Genomic DNA, 22,917 nt, shown 5'->3' on the forward strand with positions numbered 1-22,917 from the left:
AGAGGTGCTCGGAATGGCAGAACCAAACCTAGAAAGCCTTATAAAAGATCTCTACAACCATGCTCGTCAGGGCTTGAGTGACGATTTAGTCGCTGCTCTCCTAGAGACTGCTAAAAAACTACCTACTACAAATGAGCAATTACTAGCAGTCCGTCTCTCAGGTCTGGTCAATCTTGAACTGTTCAGAAATCCCAAACACCCAGCACCTGAATTGATCAATTTGGCTCGCTTTATCAAAAGAGAAGAAGCCAAGTACAGAGGCACTGCAGTTTCTGCTATCATGTTTGGAGAACTCTTTAAAATGCTTTGATTCCATTGAGAATCAAAGCATTTTTTTATATGTCAGAAAAGACATGCTTGATGAGGAGACGAAAAAAGCCATCCCATTCAGGATAGCTTTTTGGTTATTAGATTTGTTCAGCGATGACCTTTTCAGCTAGGTTCATAGCGTGGTCAGATACACGAGTGTAGTGAGAAATGATGTCGATAAAGTTGACCCCAGCTTGTGTTGAACACTCGCCCTTGTTAAGGCGTTTGATGTGGGTCTTTCTGAGAACACGTTCCATATTGTTGATTTCTTTATGGCGTTCAATCAGACTTTGAGCTTTTTCAATATCGTTATTTTCCACACTATCAAGTGCATCTTTGATAAATGCAGTTGTTGCTTGATAAATCTCAGCTAACTCCTCCAAAGCTGCTTCAGAGAAATGAACATCTTTGCGTTGGAGGTAGTCTGTTAGGTTGAGCAAGCCTTCTGCGTGGTCCCCAATACGTTCCAAATCACGAGATGAATCAAGGATGTTAGTCAACACTTCGCTTTCCTTTTGGCTCAAGGATTCGCTTGAGAGCCTGATGAGGTAACGAGTGAGTTTTTCATCGATGGTGTTAATGGCTTCCTCTGTCTTGTGCCCTTTTTCAGCTACCTTTTCATCCAAACCGATGATATAGTTATAAGAAAGGTCAAAAGCTTTTGCTGCATAGTTCCCTAAGTGCAAAAGTTCTTTTTTGGCATTTCCGAGGGCGATAGAAGGAGATTGTTGGATAAGTTGTTCGTCGAGATAAAGAGGCTCGTACTTGACAACCTCGTCTTCACCAGGGATGAGCTTGGTTACAAAGTAGGCCAAGGCTCCGATGAATGGAAATTGTACAATGGTGTTACTTACGTTAAAGGCACCGTGAGAGAAGGCGATGGTCATCTCAGGTGAGAGGTGAAGGAGTGCCTGGAAGTACTCGATCATAGCAGTGAAGGGGCCTAATAAGATCAAGCAAAGAATAGTTCCTAGAACGTTAAAGGTAACGTGGGTTGCTGCAACGCGCTTTGCAGAGACATTGGCTCCAGCTGCCGCGATGATAACGGTTAGGGTTGTTCCGATATTATCCCCGAAGAGAACTGGTAGTGAACCTTTAAGGTCAAGGAAGTTACCTGCATAGAGTCCTTGTAGAATCCCGATAGTTGCAGAAGAGGCCTGGATGAGGACGGTAATCACTGCACCGGCCACCACTCCTAAAATGGGATTTTGTCCCAAAGTGACCATATACTCCTTGAATTGTGGTAAATCTTTAAGTGGGCTCATACCGGCACTGATGAGATTAAGGGCGTAAAAGATTCCCCCGACACCAAACAGGATGCGCCCGATATTGTTTGCTGTTCTGTTTTTTGTAAAGAAGAGGAACATGGTTCCAAGGAAAATCAGAGGTAAAGCATACTCGCCTAGTTTGAAACCGATGATAAAGGAAGTAACGGTGGTTCCGATGTTGGCTCCCATGATAATTCCGATAGCCTGTCTAAGAGTGAGAAGACTAGCGCTGACCAGTCCAACCGTGATAACTGTAACCCCTGTACTTGATTGAATCAGGGCAGTTACGACAATCCCGACTAGAACACCTAAAAAGGGATTGCTGGTGTACTTGTCAATGTAAAAACGAAGGCGATCTCCAGCAGCTTGTTGCAAACCGTCTCCCATGGTCTTGATACTGTATAAAAACAGTCCTAGACCTCCTAAAAAGTGAAATAAAATTTCCTGCCAATTAATGGACATTTCTTTTTCCTCCGAAAAATAATCGCGGAATTTCTCCTATTCTATTTTAAAGGATAATAGGAAATCCCACAAGTGTTTTCTTGATATTTTAGTAAGAAATCGCTAACTTTTTTAAATTTCTTCCTTAAATAGAGTTCTTACCTCAAGTATAAATGTCTGCAAGGATTATATCCAAATTAAACCGTTTCTTATCCTAGTTATAGTTTATGCGTAAAATAGATTGACAACGCTTTCATATAGGATAAAATGAAGATGATCCTGTTCTGGTGGTGTGCACTGAGAACAGTTACTTTTTATCAAAAGAGTGAAGCGCTTACTTTATATTTTATTAGGAGGATAAGATGAAAGATCTATTTTTTGAAAAACGTTGCCGTTACAGTATTCGTAAGCTGTCAATCGGGGCTTGTTCCTTGATGATTGGTTCAGCTCTATTCGCGAGCCCAGCTCTTGCCGAACAGGTCGCAGTCCCTGAAACAGCTGCAAATACGAGCGCTCAAGCTACAAGTACTAATGAGACAACTAATCCAGATACTGCAGCTATCGAAAAACAATTAGAGGAAACTGAGAACAAAGTAGCTGAGCAACCAATTTCAGAAAACACTCCAGCAATAACGGATCTGGTTAACGAAAAAGAAGAAACAAAGCCAACTCCGACAGAAAAAGTTGAGGAAACAGCTCCATTATCTGATAAAGAAGGCGTCAAATCAGAGGAAGCTCCTCAAATAGCTGAGAAGAAAGCCGATAAACCAACTCTAGCAGACGTTCCTAAAAATGAAGAAAAGAGTCTCCGACCAAAAGAAATCAAATTTGATACATGGGAAGATTTGCTGAAATGGGAACCGGGTGCGCGTGAGGACGATCCCATTAACCGTTCATCAGTTGAGCTTGCCAAGCGCCATAGAGGTCAGTTGGTTAATGAAAAAGCAAGCAGAAGAGCCAAGGTTCAAGCACTGGCAAATACCAACTCAAAGGCCAAAGACCACGCTTCTGTCGGTGGAGAGGAATTCAAGGCCTACGCCTTTGATTACTGGCAATACTTGGATTCAATGGTCTTCTGGGAAGGTCTAGTTCCAACTCCAGATATCATTGATGCAGGGCACCGCAACGGAGTTCCCGTTTATGGAACACTCTTTTTCAACTGGTCAAACAGCATTGCCGACCAAGAGAAATTTGCTGCTGCCTTGAAACAAGATGAAGATGGCACTTTCCCTATCGCACGAAAACTTGTCGATCTTGCTAAGTATTACGGATTTGATGGCTATTTCATCAACCAGGAAACAACGGGTGAATTGGTAGAACCTCTTGGTGAAAAGATGCGCCAATTCATGCTCTATACAAAAGAATACGCAGCCAAAGTCAACCATCCAATCAAGTATGCTTGGTACGATGCCATGACCTATAAATACGGGCGTTACCACGAAGATGGTCTTGGTGATTACAACTACCAGTTTATGCAAAAAGAAGGTGACAAGGTCCCTGCCGATCAATTCTTCGCCAACTTCAACTGGAACAAGGAAAAGAATGACCACTCCGTAGAGATGGCTAAATGGCTAGAACGTAGTCAATATGATGTCTTTGCAGGTTTGGAATTGCAACAAGGTGGCTCTTATAAGACCAAAGTCAAATGGGATGCCCTCTTAGATGAAAAGGGCAAGTTGCGTTTGTCACTTGGACTCTTTGCACCAGATACGATTACCAGTCTAGGAAAAACAGGCGAAGACTACCACAAGAACGAAGATATCTTCTTCACAGGCCACCAAGGAGATCCAACGGCTCAAAAACCAGCTGACAAAGAGTGGTATGGGATTGCCAATTTAGTTGCGGACCGTACACCAGCAGTAGGACGCACCTTCACGACCTCCTTTAATACAGGTCATGGTAGAAAATGGTTTGTAGACGGTAAAGTTTCTAAGGATTCTGAGTGGAACTACCGTTCTGTTTCAGGTGTCTTGCCAACATGGCGCTGGTGGCAGACTTCAACGGGGGAAAAACTTCGTGCAGAATACGACTTTACAGACGCCTATAATGGTGGGAACTCCCTTAAATTCTCAGGTGATGTAGCTGGCAAGACGGACCAGGATGTGAATTTGTATTCTACCAAACTAGAAGTAACTGAGAAAACCAAACTTCGTGTTGCCCACAAGGGAGGAAAAGGCTCTAAAGTTTATATGGCCTTCTCTACGACTCCAGACTACAAATTTGAGGATGCAGACGCATGGAAAGAACTAACTCTCTCTGATGACTGGAAGAATGAAGAATTTGACCTCAGCTCACTAGCAGGTAAAACCATTTATGCAGTCAAACTCTTCTTCGAACATGAAGGGGCTGTAAAAGATTATCAGTTCAACCTAGGTCAATTAACAATTTCGGACAATCACCAAGCACCACAAGCCCCGACCGGACTCTCAGTGGTGAAACAATCTCTAAAGAACGCCCAAGAAGCTGAAGCAGTTGTCCAGTTTGCAGGTAACCAAGATGCGGATTTCTATGAAGTCTACGAAAAAGATGGGGATAACTGGCGTTTGTTGACAGGTTCATCTGCTTCAACCATCTACTTGCCAAAAGTTAGCCGCTCTGCTAATGCGACTGGTAGGACTCAAGAATTGAAGGTCGTTGCAGTTGGTAAAAATGGACTTCGTTCTGAAGCGGCGACGGTATCCTTTAACTGGGGGATGACAGTTCAGGATACAACTCTACCAAGACCTTTAGCTGAAAATATCGTTCCAGGTGCAAAGGTTATCGGTAGCACTTTCCCAAATACTGAAGGTGGAGAAGGTATTGAAGGTATGTTGAACGGTACCATTACTAGCCTGTCAGACAAGTGGTCTTCAGCTCAGTTGAGCGGTAGTGTGGATATTCGTTTGACCCAACCACGTCGTGTTGTTAGATGGGTCATGGATCATGCGGGAGCTGGTGGAGAATCCGTAAACGACGGTTTGATGAATACCAAGGACTTTGATCTTTATTATAAAGATGCGGATGGTCAATGGAAACTAGCTAAGGAAGTCCGTGGCAACAAAGCGCACGTTACAGACATCACTCTTGACAAACCAATCACCGCTCAAGACTGGCGTCTAAAAGTTATCACTTCAGATAACGGAACACCTTGGAAAGCCATTCGTATCTATAACTGGAAGATGTACGAAACACTAGATACAGAAAGCCAAAATATTCCAATGGCTAAGGTAGTAGCCCGTTCACTTGGAAACCATCAAGTTCAACTAGGCTTCTCTGATGTTCCAGCGGGTGCAACTATCACTGTTTACGACAAGGCAGATTCACAAACACCGATTGCAACTTTGAAGTCTGAAACTGGAGGCGACCTGGCAACAGCACCATTGGGCTTTGACAAGCAAGCAACTCTCCTCTACTATCGTACCCAACTACCTGGCAAAGAAATCAGTAACACCTTGGCAGTAGCGATTCCGCAGGATGAGAGAAAAATTGCTGCAGTTAGTCTTGAAAAAGGGCCTAAGAAGACAGTTTATAAAGAGGGAGAAAAACTTGACCTTAGAGGCGGCACTCTCCGTGTTCAATACGAAGGGGGGCAAGCCGATGAACTGATTAACCTTACTCACTCAGGTGTGACAGTATCTGGCTACGACGCTCATCAAAAAGGGGAACAGAAGCTCACAGTCAGCTACCTTGGACTTCCGATTACTGGTGGCTTGAAGGTACAAGTGGCAGGACAAAACCAAGCGAAACCGAAAGAAGTAGCAGGATTGTACATTGCTCAGAAACCGAAAACGGACTATCTAGTAGGAGAGCAACTGGATCTCGCAGAAGGTCGCTTCAGCGTTCTCTATGATGATGAGACAGAAGAAAGCAGTGCCTTCACAGATCAAGGTGTTGAAATTACGGACTACGATGCTCAAAAGACTGGTCGTCAGACCTTGACCTTGCATTACAAGGGGCACACCGCTGAGTTTGATGTCTTGGTTTCTCCAAAAGCAGCTGTCAATGATGAGTACCTTAAACAAGAAATCACCGCTGCCCAAGGCCGTCAGTCAACCCTTGCCTACACCTTCTCAAGTGAGGACAAACAAGCAGCACTAGTAGAGAAGCTCAATGCAGCGAAAGCTGTAGCAGAAAACCACAATGCTAGCCAAGAAGAAGTCAACCAGGCTTTGAATGAGTTGAAACAAGCAGGAGCAGACCTGGATGGAAATCAACGTTATCAAACTGCTAGAGAAGAATTGGAAGGCTTGTTGACAAAAGTTCGTGAAAAAGATTCTCAAGCTGAGTTGATTGCCCAAGCAGAAGCTTTGTTATCTTCACAAACGCCAACTCCTCAAGCTTATGCGGACATGAAAGAAAGGCTGAATAAGAAACTAGCTCCTGCAGAAGAAAGCCACCACGTTGGTAGCATGGATCCAAGTGAAGTAGCCCCAACAGTTGAAGCCCTCCCTGAACTAGTTGTTGAAACTGAAACAACAGCCTTTGAACGTCAAGAAAGACAAAATGCAGCCCTCCTCAAAGGTCAACGTCAACTTGTCCAAAAAGGAGAGGAAGGCCAAATTCGTCGTCTAGTAGAAGTAGATGCTCAAGGCAATCGTACCCTTCGTTCGACAGAAGTTGTCAAGGAAGCAATCCCAGAAATCACCGAAGTTGGAACAAAAGTTCTCTCAAGTAACCAACCAGCTGAAGGTGTAAAAGATTTAGTTCACGAGAAACCAACTCTTGAAATTGAAGAAAAACCACTTGCCTTCGAACGTCAAGAACGACCAAATGCAGCCCTTCTCAAAGGACAACGTCAGCTAGTTCAAGCAGGAGTTGAAGGTCAAGTTCGTCGCTTTGTAGAAGTTGATGCTCAGGGCAAACGCACCCTTCATTCTATTGAGGTTCTCAAGGAAGCCCTTCCAGAAATTGTTGAAGTAGGAACGAAAGAAGAGCAAGTCTCACAAACAAGGGACCAAGCGCTTTTAGCTGCACCAACAAAAGTTGAAGAATCAAGTAAAGAACTTCCAAACACAGGTGCAGAGGCAGATGCGAATCTAGTAGTACTTGGACTTCTCGGAGTGATGAGTGGCTATGGACTTGTAGCTTTGAAAAAGAGGGAAGATTAAGAATAGATAGTATTTCTTAAGTTGAGATTAGAAAGAAATCTTTTCAAGAAGCAACAGCTAAAAAATAGTTGTTGCTTTTTTGCACTCTTGCATCCCAATGTTTTCGAGTTGAGACTGACTAGTCTGTAAGCTATCATAAAGTGTTTTTCAGCAACATGACCTCCAAATTCAATCCGTTCATATTTTTGGACTTTAATCAGTTTATTTGATACCGTAAAATTTCAGTAAAATAGTACATTTAATTTGACAATTCAAGGCTTAAAAATCGTGTAATAGTACCTTTAGATTTTTCCATCTTATTTTATAAAAAAGTTATGAAAGACTTTGAATTCATTAATTCTAATAAAACTTTATCACAAGATTTATTGACGATTAATAATGTAAATTATATAATCTATCTAGGATGTTATTTAGATATAATAACATTTTTATGATTTTATTTACGAATCACGGAGATTTTTTTCTTTTAAAATAGAAAATGACATAGGAGAATGTATATTATGGCAAATTATATTATGTTACATCAAAATAGAATTGAAGTAAAAATTGATGATACTAGTGTATACTGTGATAATTTTAAAGGGAATCAAGATCCATATGTTTGGAGTGAAAGATTTTTGAATACATTTTGTAAAACTACTCAAATTAAAGCATCTCAACTTAAAAAGGGAGATACCTTGTTTTGGTTTTCAAGACAGGGAAATCCATCAGAGGATAAGTGGTTTGTTGACTTAGTATTTATTGTAGACGAGATAATTTATTGGGAAAAGAGTGATAAAGCAGGAAAAGTAGGTGATAATCCTTTTGAACACTATAACGATGTTAAGTGTTCAACAATACAATATGATGAGTTTTCTTATAAAGATCATTACCAGAGGGCAAATAAAGATCATCCTAAAACAAGAAGTAGAGCAAAGAGACGATATACTGTAGTTGCTTCAAAGGAGAGTTACCAACCACAAACTGAACATAAAGAATTGATTGAAATAAAAGATAAAAATATCCTTGATATGTTTGATCATTCACCACGTGGTAGGAGTAACTTCAGGTGTAAAAAAATTACAGATGAACAAGTAGAGTGTATTGAGAATTTTATACTTGCCAACAAGAAGATAGAATTGAAAGGAACAGATCTTTTTAAATTAAGGAGTAATAGTCAGAAGTGGGAGAGTAAGAAGTGGAGATGTGAGAGGTGGAAGAGAAAAAAGTGGGAGAGTAAGGAATATTAGATAAGATAAATTGAACGGAACCGACTCTTTTAATATACAAAATAAAGTAATCTGAAAATTAATTGAAAGCCAGTCTTTTGTAACGCTAAAACAATATTTTTAAAACTAGTTATTAAATTTGATTAAATGAATTATACAGTCTTAAATGGGATTACAGTTTTTACCTTGTTCTACTATTTTAAGGAAAAGAAATAAAGTTTGCTAAGATAAAGTCTACAGGTAGACGAGTCAATTTTTACAGTGGTAAAAGAACTAGAAAAGTTTAGGGTTTTGCTATCTCTTTTGTTGATTTTGTGATATAATTAACACGTATAAAAAAAGAAGGAGTCATATCTAATGGCAAAATTGACTGTTAAAGACGTTGACTTGAAAGGGAAAAAAGTTCTCGTTCGTGTTGACTTCAACGTTCCTGTTAAAGATGGCGTGATTACCAATGACAACCGTATCACTGCAGCTCTTCCAACTATCAAGTACATCCTTGAACAAGGTGGACGTGCAATTCTCTTCTCTCACCTTGGACGTGTAAAAGAAGAAGCAGACAAAGAAGGTAAATCACTTGCTCCTGTAGCTGCTGACTTGGCTGCTAAATTGGGACAAGAAGTTAAATTTATCCCAGGTGTTACACGTGGTGCTGAATTGGAAGCCGCTGTTAACGCTCTTGAAGATGGACAAGTTCTCTTGGTTGAAAACACTCGTTTCGAAGATGTTGATGGCAAGAAAGAATCTAAAAACGATCCTGAACTTGGTAAATACTGGGCATCTCTTGGAGATGGTATCNTCGTAAACGATGCATTCGGTACAGCTCACCGTGCACACGCATCTAACGTTGGTATCTCAGCAAACGTTGAAAAAGCAGTTGCTGGTTTCCTTCTTGAAAACGAAATTGCCTACATCCAAGAAGCAGTTGAAGCTCCAGAACGTCCATTCGTGGCTATCCTTGGTGGTTCAAAAGTTTCAGACAAGATCGGTGTTATCGAAAACTTGCTTGAAAAAGCTGATAAAGTTCTTATCGGTGGTGGGATGACTTACACATTCTACAAAGCACAAGGTATCGAAATTGGTAACTCACTTGTAGAAGAAGACAAATTGGATGTTGCGAAAGCTCTTCTTGAAAAAGCAAACGGCAAATTGATCTTACCAGTTGACTCAAAAGAAGCAAACGCATTTGCTGATTACACTGAAGTGAAAGACACTGAAGGTGAAGCAGTAGATCCAGGTTTCCTTGGTTTGGATATCGGTCCTAAATCTATCGCTAAATTCGACGAAGCCTTGACTGGTGCGAAAACAGTTGTATGGAACGGACCAATGGGTGTATTTGAAAACCCTGACTTCCAAGCTGGTACAATCGGTGTGATGGACGCTATCGTGAAACAACCAGGCGTGAAATCAATCATCGGTGGTGGTGACTCAGCTGCCGCAGCAATCAACCTTGGTCGTGCAGACAAGTTCTCATGGATCTCTACTGGTGGTGGAGCATCAATGGAACTCCTTGAAGGTAAAGTTCTTCCAGGATTGGCAGCACTTACAGAAAAATAAGCCTTCTTAAATGAAACGATGAAAAGAGGAACTCTGTTTCCTCTTTTTTATAGTCTAAATTAAAAACATTTCCGATTGATTTTGGCTCATAAAATCAACTAAATTATGATAAAATGGAAATAGAAAGTTGAGATTATGAGTTATTTTAAAAAATATAAATTTGATAAGTCACAGTTCAAACTTGGCATGCGAACCTTTAAAACCGGAATTGCTGTTTTTTTAGTTCTCTTGATTTTTGGATTCTTTGGTTGGAAGGGGCTTCAAATTGGGGCTTTGACAGCGGTCTTCAGTCTACGAGAAAGTTTTGATAAGAGCGTCCATTTTGGAACTTCACGCATTCTAGGAAACAGTATCGGAGGTTTTTATGCTCTTGTCTTTTTCCTCTTAAATACCTTATTTCAAGAAGCCTTTTGGGTGACCTTGCTGATTGTGCCAATTTGTACCATGTTAACCATTATGACAAATGTCGCCATGAACAATAAGGCGGGAGTTATCGGTGGAGTTTCAGCAATGTTGATTATTACCCTATCGATACCGAGCGGGGAGACGATTTTGTACGTGTTTGCTCGTGTATTTGAAACTTTTATGGGTGTTTTTGTCGCAATACTCGTAAATTATGATATTGATCGCTTCAGAAATCTTTTTGAGAAAAAAAGAAAATAATGTTATATTTTGTGACATTATCAATTGACGTATGTATTTTTTTAGACTATAATAGACAGAAAGAAGGAAATTGTGAATGAAGGAAAGAGAATTTCGCCGAAATATGGCTGTTTTTCCTATCGGCAGTGTGATGAAGTTGACCGATCTATCGGCGCGTCAGATTCGTTATTATGAAGATCAAGAGTTGATAAAGCCTGATCGAAACGAAGGGAACCGTCGCATGTATTCTTTGAATGACATGGATCGTTTGCTTGAAATCAAAGATTATATCTCTGAAGGTTTCAATATCGCTGCCATTAAGAAAAAATATGCTGAACGTGAGGCGAAATCCAAGAAAGCAGTGAGCCCAACGGAAGTGCGTCGTGCGCTTCATAATGAGCTCCTCCAACAGGGACGCTTTGCTTCAGCACAGTCGCCTTTTGGTCGCGGTTAGGCAACCGCAAGTAGTCAGATATTAAGGAGAAAAACCATGCCAATCACAGCTGCAGATATTCGTCGTGAAGTCAAGGAAAAAAATGTTACCTTTATTCGTCTCATGTTTTCAGATATCTTGGGGACGATGAAAAACGTCGAAATTCCTGCTACAGATGAACAGTTAGATAAAGTCTTGTCAAACAAGGCTATGTTTGATGGATCTTCTATTGAAGGTTTTGTACGTATCAATGAGTCAGATATGTACTTGTACCCAGACTTGGATACATGGACAGTCTTCCCTTGGGGAGATGAGAATGGAAGTGTTGCAGGTTTGATCTGTGATGTCTATACAACAGAGGGTGAGCCATTTGCAGGTGACCCTCGTGGTAATCTGAAGCGTGCGCTTCGTCATATGGAGGAAGTGGGATTCAAATCCTTCAACCTTGGTCCAGAACCAGAATTCTTCCTATTTAAATTGGATGAAAATGGTGACCCGACACTTGAAGTAAATGACAAGGGTGGCTACTTTGATTTGGCACCTACTGACCTTGCAGACAATACGCGTCGTGAAATCGTGAATGTCTTGACCAAAATGGGATTTGAAGTAGAAGCGAGTCACCACGAGGTTGCTGTTGGACAACACGAGATTGACTTTAAGTACGATGAAGTTCTCCGTGCCTGCGATAAGATTCAAATCTTTAAGCTTGTTGTAAAAACCATTGCTCGTAAACACGGTCTTTACGCAACCTTTATGGCGAAACCAAAATTTGGTATCGCCGGATCAGGTATGCACTGTAATATGTCCTTGTTTGATGCAGAAGGTAACAATGCCTTCTTTGATCCAAACGATCCAAAAGGAATGCAGTTGTCTGAAACGGCCTATCATTTCCTTGGTGGTTTGATCAAGCATGCTTACAACTATACTGCTATCATGAACCCAACAGTTAACTCATACAAACGTTTGGTTCCAGGTTATGAAGCACCTGTTTACATTGCTTGGGCTGGTCGTAACCGTTCGCCACTTGTGCGCGTGCCGGCTTCACGTGGTATGGGAACTCGTCTCGAGTTGCGTTCAGTGGATCCGATGGCAAACCCATACATCGCTATGGCTGTTCTTTTGGAAGTTGGTTTGCATGGTATTGAAAACAAAATCGAAGCACCAGCTCCTATCGAAGAAAATATCTACATCATGACAGCAGAAGAGCGTAAGGAAGCTGGAATCACCGACCTTCCATCAACGCTTCACAATGCTTTGAAAGCTTTGACTGAGGACGAAGTGGTCAAGGCTGCCCTAGGTGACCACATCTACACTAGCTTCCTTGAAGCTAAGCGTATCGAGTGGGCTAGCTATGCAACCTTTGTATCACAATGGGAAGTCGATAATTATCTAGACCTTTATTAATGATAGAAGAAAGATTGCCTGAGTGCAGTCTTTTTTTGCATTTTATATCGAACTGTGATATATTTTATATAACGAAGTGCGATGTATCGAATTAAATAGGAGGTGTGGTTAAATGGAATTAACAGATAAGATCAGGCGTGTTTACCTTCCCATGACTGAAACAGGTTTTTATATCTTGTTCTGTCTACAAAAGGAACGTCATGGTTATAGTATTACACAAAAGGTCAAGGAGATGACAGATTCACAAGTTTTGATTAGTCCTGGAACTATGTATGGAACCTTGTCAAAAATGGAAAAGGATGGCTTGATCTCCTTTGTCCGAGAGGAGGAAAAACGGAAAATCTATCAGATAACAGATTTGGGACGAAAGGTTTTGGAGATTGAATTGAAACGTATTGAACGGCTCTATAGAAACAGTCGGGAGGAAGTATGATGGAAAAGAAGGTTGTATATCGGATATCTACAATTGCAGATTATGATAGAGAGGCCTTATACCTTGGGGAAATGCATGCTAAGGGTTGGAAACTTAAGGAAGTGAGTTACTCTAACTTAGTAGTTGCGGTTAAGTACACTTTTGAAAAGTGCCAACCGGAGCAGGTGTCTTATCAGTTGGATTTTTATCCCATGAAAAAATCAGAGAGAGCCTCCTATTTACAACTATTTAAAGACTGTGGCTGGGAGCATATTACAGACTTTAATGGCTTTTCCTACTTTAGAAAGCTTCGTTCTGGAATTGAGTTGGATGCCGAGTTTGAAATCTATAATGACGCTACTGGGAAGTTAGCCATGGTCAAACGGATTTTAATAATGCGGATGCTACCTATTTTGATTCTTTTTTCAGCTCTACTACCGGTTTTCTCAAAGTTTGTCAGTGGAGGTAGTTCTTTCAGTTGGGAAGTATTTTTGATTTTTATAATAGATTGGGTTTTATTGATAGTTTTTGCGATTCAGATTTCTTATATTTTTTGGAGATTGTTTCAAAAGTGGAATGAATTATCTGATAAATAAAACAATGCCTTTTTCGAATTTGGAGGTAAGACAATGAATAGCAGAGTAGAATTTCAAATTTTCACTATTCTTGATTTGGACAAGGAAGAAGAATATTTACATGAGATGCATTTGAAAGGTTGGAGTTATAGAACTAGTCGTTTTGGTTTTTTCTATTTTGAAGAGTGTCAACCGGAAGATGTACTTTACCGTGTATTTGATAAAAAGTTGGGTAAAAAGTATCATCATCAACTAGGAAATCTGAAAGACGGTGGTTGGGAACTTGTAGAGATTGGCTCGTATCTGGTGTTTCGTAAAGCAGTTTCTGATTTGCTTCCTGATGATGAGGTTTTCTGCAAGGATCTTAAGTTTAGATGGGTGCTGGTGATTCTTAGGCTTCGTGCTAGTATAACAGCTCTTTTAGGAGGTTTCCTTGCTTGTTTGGTTCTATATCGAGAAACCCTTTCTCAATCCTTCTTTGTAATCTTTGTCCTATATGTCCTTATGTTTTCTTATCTAATCTATGGTTATTTCAGACTAAAAAGAAAATACCAAGTAGATAAAAAGTAAGATTCTAGGTCTTTAGACTGATTTTTAGCACTCTTGGCAAAAGAGTGCTAATTTTTTGAGTTTTTGTCTTGACATTCTCTTCTAAGGGTGTATAATAGAATCATGAGTTAGCACTTAGATGTATTGAGTGCTAATCGATCTGACAGAGAGGAGTGATGAGATGGTTACAGAGCGTCAGCAGGATATTTTAAATCTGATTATTGACATCTTTACCAAAACGCACGAACCTGTCGGATCCAAAGCCTTGCAAGAGTCTATCAGCTCTAGTAGTGCTACCATTCGTAATGATATGGCGGCTCTAGAAAAGCAAGGTTTGCTTGAAAAAGCTCATACTTCCAGTGGTCGGATGCCAAGTGTCGCTGGTTTTCAATACTATGTGAAACACTCACTGGATTTTGACAGACTGGCTGAAAATGAGGTATACGAGATTGTCAAAGCCTTTGATCAGGAATTCTTTAAACTGGAGGATATTCTGCAAGAGGCTGCTAATCTACTGACAGACTTGAGCGGCTGTACGGTAGTGGCTCTGGATGTTGAGCCAAGTAGACAGCGCCTGACGGCTTTCGATATTGTCGTTCTAGGACAACACACTGCTCTTGCAGTTTTCACCCTAGACGAGTCTCGAACGGTTACTAGTCAGTTTTTGATTCCAAGGAACTTCTTGCAGGAAGACTTGCTGAAACTGAAGAGCATCATTCAGGAACGTTTCCTCGGTCATACTGTTCTGGATATTCACTACAAGATTCGGACGGAGATTCCGCAGATTATCCAGCGTTACTTCACAACAACGGACAATGTCATCGATCTCTTTGAACACATTTTTAAAGAAATGTTTAACGAAAATATTGTGGTGGCGGGCAAGGTCAATCTCTTGAATTTTGCTAATCTAGCAGCCTATCAGTTCTTTGATCAACCGCAAAAGGTGGCTCTGGAGATTCGTGAGGGTCTGCATGAGGATCAGATGCAAAACGTTCGTGTTGCGGACAGTCAAGAATCCTGTCTAGCCGACCTAGCTGTGATTAGTAGTAAATTCCTCATCCCTTATCGTGGTTTTGGAATTCTGGCGATTATCGGTCCAGTCAATCTGGATTACCAGCAACTAATCAACCAACTCAATGTTGTCAATCGAGTCCTAACTATGAAACTCACAGATTTCTACCGCTATTTGAATAGTAATCATTATGAGGTGAGTTAAACATGAAATTACACAAATTCCTAAAAAGGAGGCGAAAAATGTCTGAGGAAATAAAAAACGAAGAAGTAAAAGAAGAGGAAGTTGTTGAAACAACTGAAGAAACAACTCCTGAAAAGTCAGAGCTAGACTTGGCAAATGAACGTGCGGACGAGTTCGAAAATAAATACCTTCGCGCTCATGCAGAAATGCAAAATATTCAACGCCGTGCCAATGAAGAACGTCAAAACTTGCAACGCTATCGTAGTCAAGACTTAGCAAAAGCAATCTTACCATCGCTCGACAACCTAGAACGTGCACTTGCAGTTGAAGGATTGACAGACGATGTCAAAAAAGGATTGGAGATGGTGCAAGAGAGCTTGATTCACGCTTTGAAAGAAGAAGGAATCGAAGAAATCGCAGCTGATGGTGAATTTGACCATAACTATCATATGGCTATCCAAACTCTCCCAGCAGACGATGAACACCCAGCAGACACCATCGCCCAAGTTTTCCAAAAAGGCTACAAACTCCATGACCGTATCCTACGCCCAGCCATGGTGGTGGTTTATAACTAGGCTAGAAAACCTAAAAAACCTTGTCCGAAACGACAATAAACTATGAAGAAAGATAAGAAACGGTTCGGCTTTACCAATAGTGAGCGTAGCGAACCAAAGGCGATACTCTTCGCCGTGGCGGTATTTTCGCAAACTTTGAGACCTGAGGCTCAAAGTTTAGTCAAAGAGATTGACGAAGTCAAGCTCTGACGGCGTCGCCACTTAAGAAGAGTATCAAAAAGAAAAAAGAATATAAAATTTAAGGAGAAAAACACATGTCTAAAATTATCGGTATTGACTTAGGTACAACAAACTCAGCAGTTGCAGTTCTTGAAGGAACTGAAAGTAAAATCATCGCAAACCCAGAAGGAAACCGTACAACTCCATCTGTAGTATCATTCAAAAATGGAGAAATCATCGTTGGTGATGCCGCAAAACGTCAAGCAGTTACAAACCCAGATACAGTTATCTCTATCAAATCTAAGATGGGTACTTCTGAAAAAGTTTCTGCTAACGGCAAAGAGTACACTCCACAAGAAATCTCAGCTATGATCCTTCAATACTTGAAAGGTTACGCTGAAGAATACCTTGGTGAAAAAGTAACCAAAGCAGTTATCACAGTTCCAGCCTACTTCAATGATGCTCAACGTCAAGCAACAAAAGACGCTGGTAAAATCGCTGGTCTTGAAGTAGAACGTATCGTCAACGAACCAACAGCAGCGGCCCTTGCTTACGGTTTGGACAAGACTGACAAAGAAGAAAAAATCTTGGTATTCGACCTTGGTGGTGGTACATTCGACGTATCTATCCTTGAATTGGGTGACGGTGTCTTCGATGTATTGTCAACTGCAGGGGACAACAAACTCGGTGGTGACGACTTTGACCAAAAAATCATCGACCACTTGGTAGCAGAATTCAAGAAAGAAAATGGTATCGACTTGTCTACTGACAAGATGGCAATGCAACGTTTGAAAGATGCGGCTGAAAAAGCGAAGAAAGACCTTTCTGGTGTAACTTCAACACAAATCAGCTTGCCATTTATCACTGCTGGTGAAGCTGGCCCTCTTCACTTGGAAATGACTTTGACTCGTGCGAAATTTGACGACTTGACTCGTGACCTTGTAGAACGTACAAAAGTTCCAGTTCGTCAAGCTCTTTCAGATGCAGGTTTGAGCTTGTCAGAAATCGACGAAGTCATCCTTGTTGGTGGTTCAACTCGTATCCCAGCCGTTGTAGAAGCTGTTAAGGCTGAAACTGGTAAAGAACCAAACAAATCAGTAAACCCTGACGAAGTAGTTGCCATGGGTGCTGCCATCCAAGGTGGTGTGATTACTGGTGATGTCAAAGACGTTGTCCTTCTTGACGTGACACCATTGTCACTCGGTATTGAAACAATGGGTGGCGTCTTCACAAAACTTATTGATCGCAACACTACTATTCCAACATCTAAATCACAAGTCTTCTCAACTGCAGCAGACAACCAACCAGCCGTTGATATCCACGTTCTTCAAGGTGAACGCCCAATGGCAGCAGATAACAAGACTCTTGGACGTTTCCAATTGACAGATATCCCAGCTGCTCCTCGTGGAATTCCTCAAATCGAAGTAACATTTGACATTGACAAGAACGGTATCGTGTCTGTTAAGGCTAAAGATCTTGGAACTCAAAAAGAACAAACAATTGTTATCCAATCAAACTCAGGCTTGACTGATGAAGAAATCGACCGCATGATGAAAGATGCAGAAGCTAACGCTGAAGCAGATAAGAAACGTAAAGAAGAAGTAGACCTTCGTAACGAAGTAGACCAAGCAATCTTTGCGACTGAAAAGACAATCAAGGAAACTGAAGGTAAAGGCTTCGATGCAGAACGCGATGCTGCACAAGCTGCCCTTGATGACCTTAAGAAAGCTCAAGAAGACAACAACTTGGACGAAATGAAAGCGAAACTCGAAGCATTGAACGAAAAAGCTCAAGGCCTTGCTGTTAAACTCTACGAACAAGCCGCAGCAGCCCAACAAGCTCAAGCAGGAGCAGAAGGCGCACAAGCAACAGGAAACGCAGGCGATGACGTCGTAGACGGAGAGTTTACGGAGAAGTAAGATGAGTGTATTGGATGATGAGTATCTAAAGAATACAAGAAAAGTTTATAATGATTTTTGTGATCGAGCTGACAACTATGAAACAGCAAAAGATTTTATAGATAATATTCCAGTAGAATGTTTGACTAGATATAGAGAAATTATATTAGCTGAGCATGATGGTTCTATTAAAAATGATGAAATGGTAAGGGATTTTGCTACTTCGGTATTGTTGTCAGCTCTAGTATCAGCGCTGGTATCAGCGATAATATCGTTAGAAATTTCAATGAGTAAGTTTGTAATACCGTTTACGATTGGCATGATTTTGATTGGATTTGTATTTCTTATAATTCACTGGAATTTTATAGCCAATACTAAGAAGAGACAAAAATATATAAATGTTTCTGTACTTATAGGATATTTAAAAATAAAATAGATTTAATTTACTCATTTACAGAGGTTGCAACCCAGCCTCTGTTTTTCGGTAAAAAGGGACTAAACCTAATTTATTTGAGTTTTTCTCATCAATATGAAAGAAAGGAATTGAACCCGACCTAGATTGAGGTTTCGTTCCGTAAGATTAATAGAAAGGAATAAGGGTGTTCGTAATTGAACTCGAGCGGAAAGCTTGGAAATTAGATAAACCTCCTAAGAAATCAGGATTTCTTGTCGGTTTCCTAAATTTCAGTCGCTTTCTGTTCGCTCTTAGTATCTTGTATGAACAATACTGAATTTTATGATCGTCTGGGGGTGTCAAAAAACGCTTCGGCAGACGAGATCAAAAAGGCTTATCGTAAGCTTTCCAAAAAATACCACCCAGATATCAACAAGGAACCTGGTGCTGAGGAAAAATACAAGGAAGTTCAAGAAGCCTATGAGACTTTGAGTGATGACCAAAAACGTGCAGCCTATGACCAATATGGTGCGGCGGGCGCCAACGGTGGCTTTGGTGGTGCTGGCGGTTTTGGTGGCTTTGACGGAGCAAGTGGCTTCGGTGGTTTTGAGGATATCTTCTCAAGTTTCTTTGGCGGAGGCGGAGCTTCACGCAATCCAAACGCTCCTCGTCAAGGGGATGACCTCCAGTACCGTGTGAACTTGACCTTTGAAGAAGCTATCTTCGGAACGGAAAAAGAAGTTAAATACAATCGTGAAGCCAGCTGTCGTACATGTAATGGATCTGGTGCTAAACCAGGAACAAGTCCAGTCACTTGTGGACGCTGTCATGGCGCTGGTGTCATTAATGTCGATACGCAGACTCCGCTTGGTATGATGCGTCGCCAAGTAACTTGTGATGTCTGTCATGGTCGTGGAAAAGAAATTAAAGATCCATGTACAACTTGTCACGGTACAGGTCATGAAAAACAAGCTCATAGTGTCCATGTGAAAATCCCTGCTGGTGTGGAAACTGGCCAACAAATCCGCCTAGCGGGTCAAGGTGAAGCAGGCTTTAACGGTGGACCTTATGGTGACTTGTACGTGGTGGTTTCTGTAGAAGCAAGCGATAAGTTTGAACGTGAAGGAACAACTATTTTCTACAAGTTGAATCTCAATATTGTCCAAGCAGCTCTTGGGGATACTGTGGAAATTCCAACTGTACATGGTGATGTTGAATTGATCATCCCAGAGGGAACTCAGACAGGTAAGAAATTCCGTCTACGTGGCAAGGGAGCGCCAAGCCTTCGTGGTGGTGCCGTTGGTGACCAATATGTAACTGTCAATGTCGTGACTCCGACAGGTTTGAACGATCGTCAGAAAGCAGCGCTTAAAGAGTTCGCAGCTGCAAGTGACTTGAAAGTCAATCCAAAGAAAAAAGGTTTCTTTGACCATATAAAAGATGCCTTTGAAGGAGAATAAAGTAAAAAGAGCCGATGGGCTCTTTTTACTTTATTCTTTGAAATTTTATCATTGGAGCAATCACTCTTCGGCTGATTTGCTACCAGACTTTTGAGTGAGCAAGCCAGCCGCATCCATCTCCTGAATGAGTTGCTTGATTTCCGCTTCTTTGCCAGACTTAACTGTGATAGTATCAATGTGCTTGATTGCTGAATTATCCTGAATCTCCACCAAAGTCAAAGCTTTTTCATAGAATGAAATTCCCTTTTTAAAACTTTCCTGATCATCCCAAAAGAGAAGTGAGTAATTAGGGTTAAATTTCTTTCCTTTTTCTTGGAAATACTTTTTACTTTCCTTCTCTAAAAATTGGAATAAGCCATGATTGAACAAGTTATCCCCTACTTTATAGTAGGAAATCTCTCCTGTCTGGAGGACATAGATTTCGAGTCGGTTTTTGGTGAGTTTTGGACTTTCTTTTAGGACGGGGTGGCTATTGATGACCTCATCTGAGAAAGTAACATAAAAATGTAAGCCTCCACCCTCAAATTGATACCGTCCATTTGATTCTACTTTCTTAGGAGGCATGTCAAGAGAGATAAAGATTTGTTTTAAGTCGTCATTCCCTTTTTGGATGTCACTCGGTGAGGCCTTGAAAAGATTCATCAGTAGTAGAAATGCCAAGGCTGCAAGCAGGCAGAGGCAACCACAAGGGATCGCGATGACCTTCGCTAGAACTTTTAAAAACTGTTTCACTTTCATTCCCTCCTTTTTCTGTTCAAGCCTAGTGTCCCAAAAAGAGTTTAAGGAAAGTTGGAGACTCTCTTATCCTTGTTTTTCTTCTTGGAGGACCGCCTTTCTGGTTTGGAAATCTTTTTCCAAGACTTTGAGCTTGTAGGTCAAGTCTTTTTGGTATTCCTTGATAAGGGCTTTTTGTTGGTCGATGATTTGCAGGCTGTTTTGAATGATATCCAAATCCTCCTTCATAGTCTCGACACGGTCGCTAGTGTCTATAAACTCCTCCGTGATGGTTTGGCGATGTTTCACGACAAAATAACTTCCAGCTGCAGCTCCTGCAAATAGCAATAGATTGGATAGTTTCATGGCAACTCCTTAGGCATTTCTAATAGTTTCAGCGACTTGGGCAAGTTTGTCAAAGTCAGGTTCGTGGGCAATAAAGTCAATCTTGAGGTCATCTTCTGCACTGTAGCGAGGAACGAGGTGCACATGGGTATGAAAGACCGTTTGACCAGCGACTTCCTCGCAGTTGGCAATGATATTCATGCCAGCAGCCTTGGTAGCCTTCATGACTTTTTGAGCCACTGTTGGCACTTGGGCAAAGAGTTGGCTGGCGCTGGTAGCGTCCATCTCCAAAAGATTGCGATAGTGCCCTTTTGGTACAATGAGGGTGTGTCCAGGCGTTACTTGAGAGATATCAAGAAAGGCAAGAACCTGCTCATCCTCGTATACTTTTGCAGCAGGAATCTCCCCTGCGATAATCTTACAAAAAATGCAATCTGACATAAAATCCACCTCTACTGTATTGAATTTTGATATAATATAGCTACATTATACCAGATTCGGAGAAAATATGTTAGAAATTAAAAACCTGACAGGTGGTTATGTCCATGTTCCTGTCTTGAAAGATGTGTCCTTTACAGTTGAAAGTGGGCAGTTGGTCGGTTTGATTGGTCTCAACGGTGCTGGGAAATCAACGACAATCAATGAGATTATCGGTCTGTTGACACCTTACAGTGGAGAAATCAAGATTAATGGCCTAACCCTGCGAGAAGATGCGACCAGCTACCGCAAGCAGATCGGCTACATTCCTGAAACGCCTAGCTTGTATGAAGAACTGACCCTCAGAGAGCATATTGAAACGGTGGCTATGGCTTACGGTATTGAGCAAAATGTGGCTTTTGAGCGAGTAGAATCTTTGTTAAAAATGTTTCGTTTGGATCAAAAATTAGATTGGTTTCCAGTGCATTTCTCAAAAGGGATGAAGCAGAAGGTCATGATTATCTGTGCTTTTGTCGTGGATCCGAGTCTTTTCATCGTGGATGAGCCTTTTCTTGGCCTCGATCCACTGGCTATTTCCGATTTGATTCAGCTTTTGGAAGCAGAAAAGCAAAAAGGCAAGTCCATTCTTATGAGTACCCATGTTCTGGACTCGGCGGAAAAGATGTGTGATGCCTTTGTCATTCTCCACAAGGGGGAGGTGCGAGCTCAGGGGAACCTCCAGCAACTGCGGGATGCTTTTGCCATGCCTGAAGCAAGTTTGAATGACATTTACTTGGCTCTGACCAAAGAGGAGGAGCTATGAAAGACTTGTTTTTAAAGAGAAAGCAGGCTTTTCGTAAGGAGTGTGTCGGTTATTTGCGCTATGTTCTCAATGACCACTTTGTCTTGTTTCTGCTGGTTCTCATCGGTTTTCTAGCCTACCAGTACAGTCAACTCTTGCAACATTTTCCTGAAAATCATTGGCCTATTCTCTTGTTTTTGGGGATTGTCTCTGCCTTGCTTTTAGCTTGGGGAGGAATCGCGACCTACATGGAAGTACCTGACAAGCTCTTTCTCTTAGTCAGTGAAGAGGAGGTCAAGTCCCACCTCAAAGGGCAGACGGTGCGCTCACTGGTCTTTTGGCTATTTGTCCAAAACCTTTTCTTGCTGTTATTTGCGCCCTTATTTTTAGCCATGGGCTATGGTTTGCCAGTCTTTCTCATCTATGTGCTTTTACTGGGAGTAGCGAAGTACTTAGTCTTTCGTCAAAAAGCCAGTAAATTTCTTACTGAGACTGGATTGGATTGGGACTATGTGATCGCCCAAGAAAGCAAACGCAAGCAAGTCTTGCTTCGTTTCTTTTCTCTCTTTACGCAGGTCAAGGGCGTTTCAAATAGTGTCAAACGTCGCGCTTATCTGGATTTTATCCTAAAGACTGTTCAGAAGGTACCTGGGAAAATTTGGCAAAATCTCTATCTTCGTTCTTACTTGCGAAATGGAGACCTCTTTGCCCTTAGTCTCCGTCTGCTCTTGCTTTCTTTGTTAGCGCAGGTCTTTATCGAGCAAGCTTGGATCGCGACAGCAGTGGTGGTTCTATTTAACTACCTCTTGCTATTTCAGTTACTGGCCCTCTATCATGCCTTTGATTACCAATACTTGACCCAGCTTTTTCCACTAGACAAGGGACAAAAGGAAAGAGGGTTGCAGGCTGTAGTCAGAGGATTGACCAGTTTTGTCTTGATAGTGGAATTAGTCGTCGGCCTTGTGACTTTCCAAGAAAAACAGGCCCTCCTAGCCTTGCTGGGTGCTGGTTTAGTTTTACAAGTCTTGTACCTGCCTTATCAGGTGAAACGTCAGATGCAGGACTAAAACTTA

At 41.3% G+C, this 22,917-nt stretch carries 22 protein-coding genes; 18 read left to right on the forward strand and 4 right to left on the reverse strand.

Annotation, left to right across the window (positions count from 1 at the left end; translation table 11 throughout):
- Window positions 1-13 precede the first annotated feature (13 nt).
- Complete coding sequence (locus D8802_RS06535) at window positions 14-310, forward strand: bacteriocin immunity family protein (RefSeq protein WP_125395238.1); 297 nt, start codon at window positions 14-16, stop codon at window positions 308-310.
- A gap of 97 nt (window positions 311-407) precedes the next feature.
- Here the strand turns inward: D8802_RS06535 and D8802_RS06540 are convergent, their stop codons facing one another.
- Window positions 408-2,039 (reverse strand): Na/Pi cotransporter family protein, encoded by a 1,632-nt coding sequence (locus tag D8802_RS06540; protein ID WP_125395239.1) that lies wholly within the window; start codon window positions 2,037-2,039, stop codon window positions 408-410.
- Window positions 2,040-2,380: 341 nt separating this feature from the next.
- Here D8802_RS06540 and D8802_RS06545 point away from each other — a divergent pair, with 341 nt between their 5' ends.
- The 15 genes from D8802_RS06545 to dnaJ all read left to right on the forward strand — a co-directional run bounded on the left by D8802_RS06545 (window position 2,381) and on the right by dnaJ (window position 19,566).
- Window positions 2,381-7,105, forward strand: coding sequence for an endo-beta-N-acetylglucosaminidase (locus D8802_RS06545; protein WP_125395240.1), 4,725 nt, complete (start codon window positions 2,381-2,383; stop codon window positions 7,103-7,105).
- 500 nt (window positions 7,106-7,605) lie between these two features.
- Complete coding sequence (locus D8802_RS06550) at window positions 7,606-8,334, forward strand: hypothetical protein (RefSeq protein ID WP_125395241.1); 729 nt, start codon at window positions 7,606-7,608, stop codon at window positions 8,332-8,334.
- 336 nt (window positions 8,335-8,670) lie between these two features.
- Complete coding sequence (locus tag D8802_RS06555) at window positions 8,671-9,870, forward strand: phosphoglycerate kinase (protein ID WP_125395242.1); 1,200 nt, start codon at window positions 8,671-8,673, stop codon at window positions 9,868-9,870.
- 135 nt (window positions 9,871-10,005) lie between these two features.
- Window positions 10,006-10,533, forward strand: a complete 528-nt coding sequence (locus D8802_RS06560; RefSeq protein WP_125395243.1) for an FUSC family protein — start codon at window positions 10,006-10,008, stop codon at window positions 10,531-10,533.
- Window positions 10,534-10,609: 76 nt separating this feature from the next.
- Complete coding sequence (gene glnR / locus D8802_RS06565) at window positions 10,610-10,966, forward strand: transcriptional repressor GlnR (protein ID WP_000664331.1); 357 nt, start codon at window positions 10,610-10,612, stop codon at window positions 10,964-10,966.
- Window positions 10,967-11,002: 36 nt separating this feature from the next.
- Entirely contained in the window at window positions 11,003-12,349 is a 1,347-nt protein-coding gene (glnA, locus tag D8802_RS06570; protein ID WP_001122884.1) for a type I glutamate--ammonia ligase, read from the forward strand.
- A 112-nt stretch (window positions 12,350-12,461) separates the two neighbouring features.
- Window positions 12,462-12,782 (forward strand): PadR family transcriptional regulator, encoded by a 321-nt coding sequence (locus tag D8802_RS06575; protein ID WP_042768018.1) that lies wholly within the window; start codon window positions 12,462-12,464, stop codon window positions 12,780-12,782.
- Window positions 12,782-13,357: a DUF2812 domain-containing protein gene (locus D8802_RS10440; protein ID WP_125395289.1), complete on the forward strand. Its 576-nt coding sequence runs from the start codon at window positions 12,782-12,784 to the stop codon at window positions 13,355-13,357. The genes D8802_RS06575 and D8802_RS10440 overlap by 1 nt, the downstream gene beginning before the upstream one ends.
- Window positions 13,358-13,390: 33 nt before the next feature.
- A complete protein-coding gene (locus tag D8802_RS06585) occupies window positions 13,391-13,906 on the forward strand; it encodes a DUF2812 domain-containing protein (protein WP_125395244.1) in 516 nt (171 codons plus the stop codon).
- Between the two features lie 160 nt (window positions 13,907-14,066).
- Window positions 14,067-15,101, forward strand: coding sequence for a heat-inducible transcriptional repressor HrcA (hrcA, locus tag D8802_RS06590; RefSeq protein WP_125395245.1), 1,035 nt, complete (start codon window positions 14,067-14,069; stop codon window positions 15,099-15,101).
- 38 nt (window positions 15,102-15,139) lie between these two features.
- A complete protein-coding gene (gene grpE / locus D8802_RS06595; RefSeq protein WP_061454553.1) occupies window positions 15,140-15,655 on the forward strand; it encodes a nucleotide exchange factor GrpE in 516 nt (171 codons plus the stop codon).
- A gap of 42 nt (window positions 15,656-15,697) precedes the next feature.
- On the forward strand, window positions 15,698-15,844 hold the full coding sequence (locus tag D8802_RS10150) for a hypothetical protein (protein ID WP_185758212.1): 147 nt from the start codon (window positions 15,698-15,700) through the stop codon (window positions 15,842-15,844).
- Window positions 15,845-15,909: 65 nt separating this feature from the next.
- Complete coding sequence (gene dnaK / locus D8802_RS06600) at window positions 15,910-17,733, forward strand: molecular chaperone DnaK (protein ID WP_000034683.1); 1,824 nt, start codon at window positions 15,910-15,912, stop codon at window positions 17,731-17,733.
- 1 nt (window position 17,734) lies between these two features.
- A complete protein-coding gene (locus D8802_RS06605) occupies window positions 17,735-18,148 on the forward strand; it encodes a tRNA (guanine-N7)-methyltransferase (RefSeq protein ID WP_125395246.1) in 414 nt (137 codons plus the stop codon).
- 281 nt (window positions 18,149-18,429) lie between these two features.
- Entirely contained in the window at window positions 18,430-19,566 is a 1,137-nt protein-coding gene (gene dnaJ / locus D8802_RS06610) for a molecular chaperone DnaJ (protein WP_125395247.1), read from the forward strand.
- A gap of 60 nt (window positions 19,567-19,626) precedes the next feature.
- Here the strand turns inward: dnaJ and D8802_RS06615 are convergent, their stop codons facing one another.
- From D8802_RS06615 to D8802_RS06625, 3 genes are all read right to left on the reverse strand, one after another.
- Window positions 19,627-20,304, reverse strand: coding sequence for a hypothetical protein (locus D8802_RS06615; RefSeq protein WP_125395248.1), 678 nt, complete (start codon window positions 20,302-20,304; stop codon window positions 19,627-19,629).
- Window positions 20,305-20,367: 63 nt separating this feature from the next.
- The gene (locus D8802_RS06620; RefSeq protein WP_125395249.1) at window positions 20,368-20,646 is read right to left on the reverse strand and encodes a hypothetical protein; all 279 of its coding nucleotides are present in this window, start codon (window positions 20,644-20,646) and stop codon (window positions 20,368-20,370) included.
- A 9-nt stretch (window positions 20,647-20,655) separates the two neighbouring features.
- The gene (locus D8802_RS06625) at window positions 20,656-21,066 is read right to left on the reverse strand and encodes an HIT family protein (RefSeq protein ID WP_125395250.1); all 411 of its coding nucleotides are present in this window, start codon (window positions 21,064-21,066) and stop codon (window positions 20,656-20,658) included.
- 67 nt (window positions 21,067-21,133) lie between these two features.
- Here D8802_RS06625 and D8802_RS06630 point away from each other — a divergent pair, with 67 nt between their 5' ends.
- Window positions 21,134-21,865 carry an ABC transporter ATP-binding protein gene (locus D8802_RS06630; RefSeq protein ID WP_125395251.1) on the forward strand — a complete coding sequence of 244 codons (732 nt, stop codon included), beginning with the start codon at window positions 21,134-21,136 and terminating at the stop codon, window positions 21,863-21,865.
- On the forward strand, window positions 21,862-22,911 hold the full coding sequence (locus tag D8802_RS06635) for an ABC transporter permease (RefSeq protein ID WP_125395252.1): 1,050 nt from the start codon (window positions 21,862-21,864) through the stop codon (window positions 22,909-22,911). Before D8802_RS06630 ends, D8802_RS06635 begins: the two co-directional genes overlap by 4 nt.
- Window positions 22,912-22,917 lie beyond the last annotated feature (6 nt).

The organism is Streptococcus oralis, from assembly GCF_003943395.1.
In the GTDB taxonomy this organism is placed as follows: domain Bacteria; phylum Bacillota; class Bacilli; order Lactobacillales; family Streptococcaceae; genus Streptococcus; species Streptococcus oralis_BF.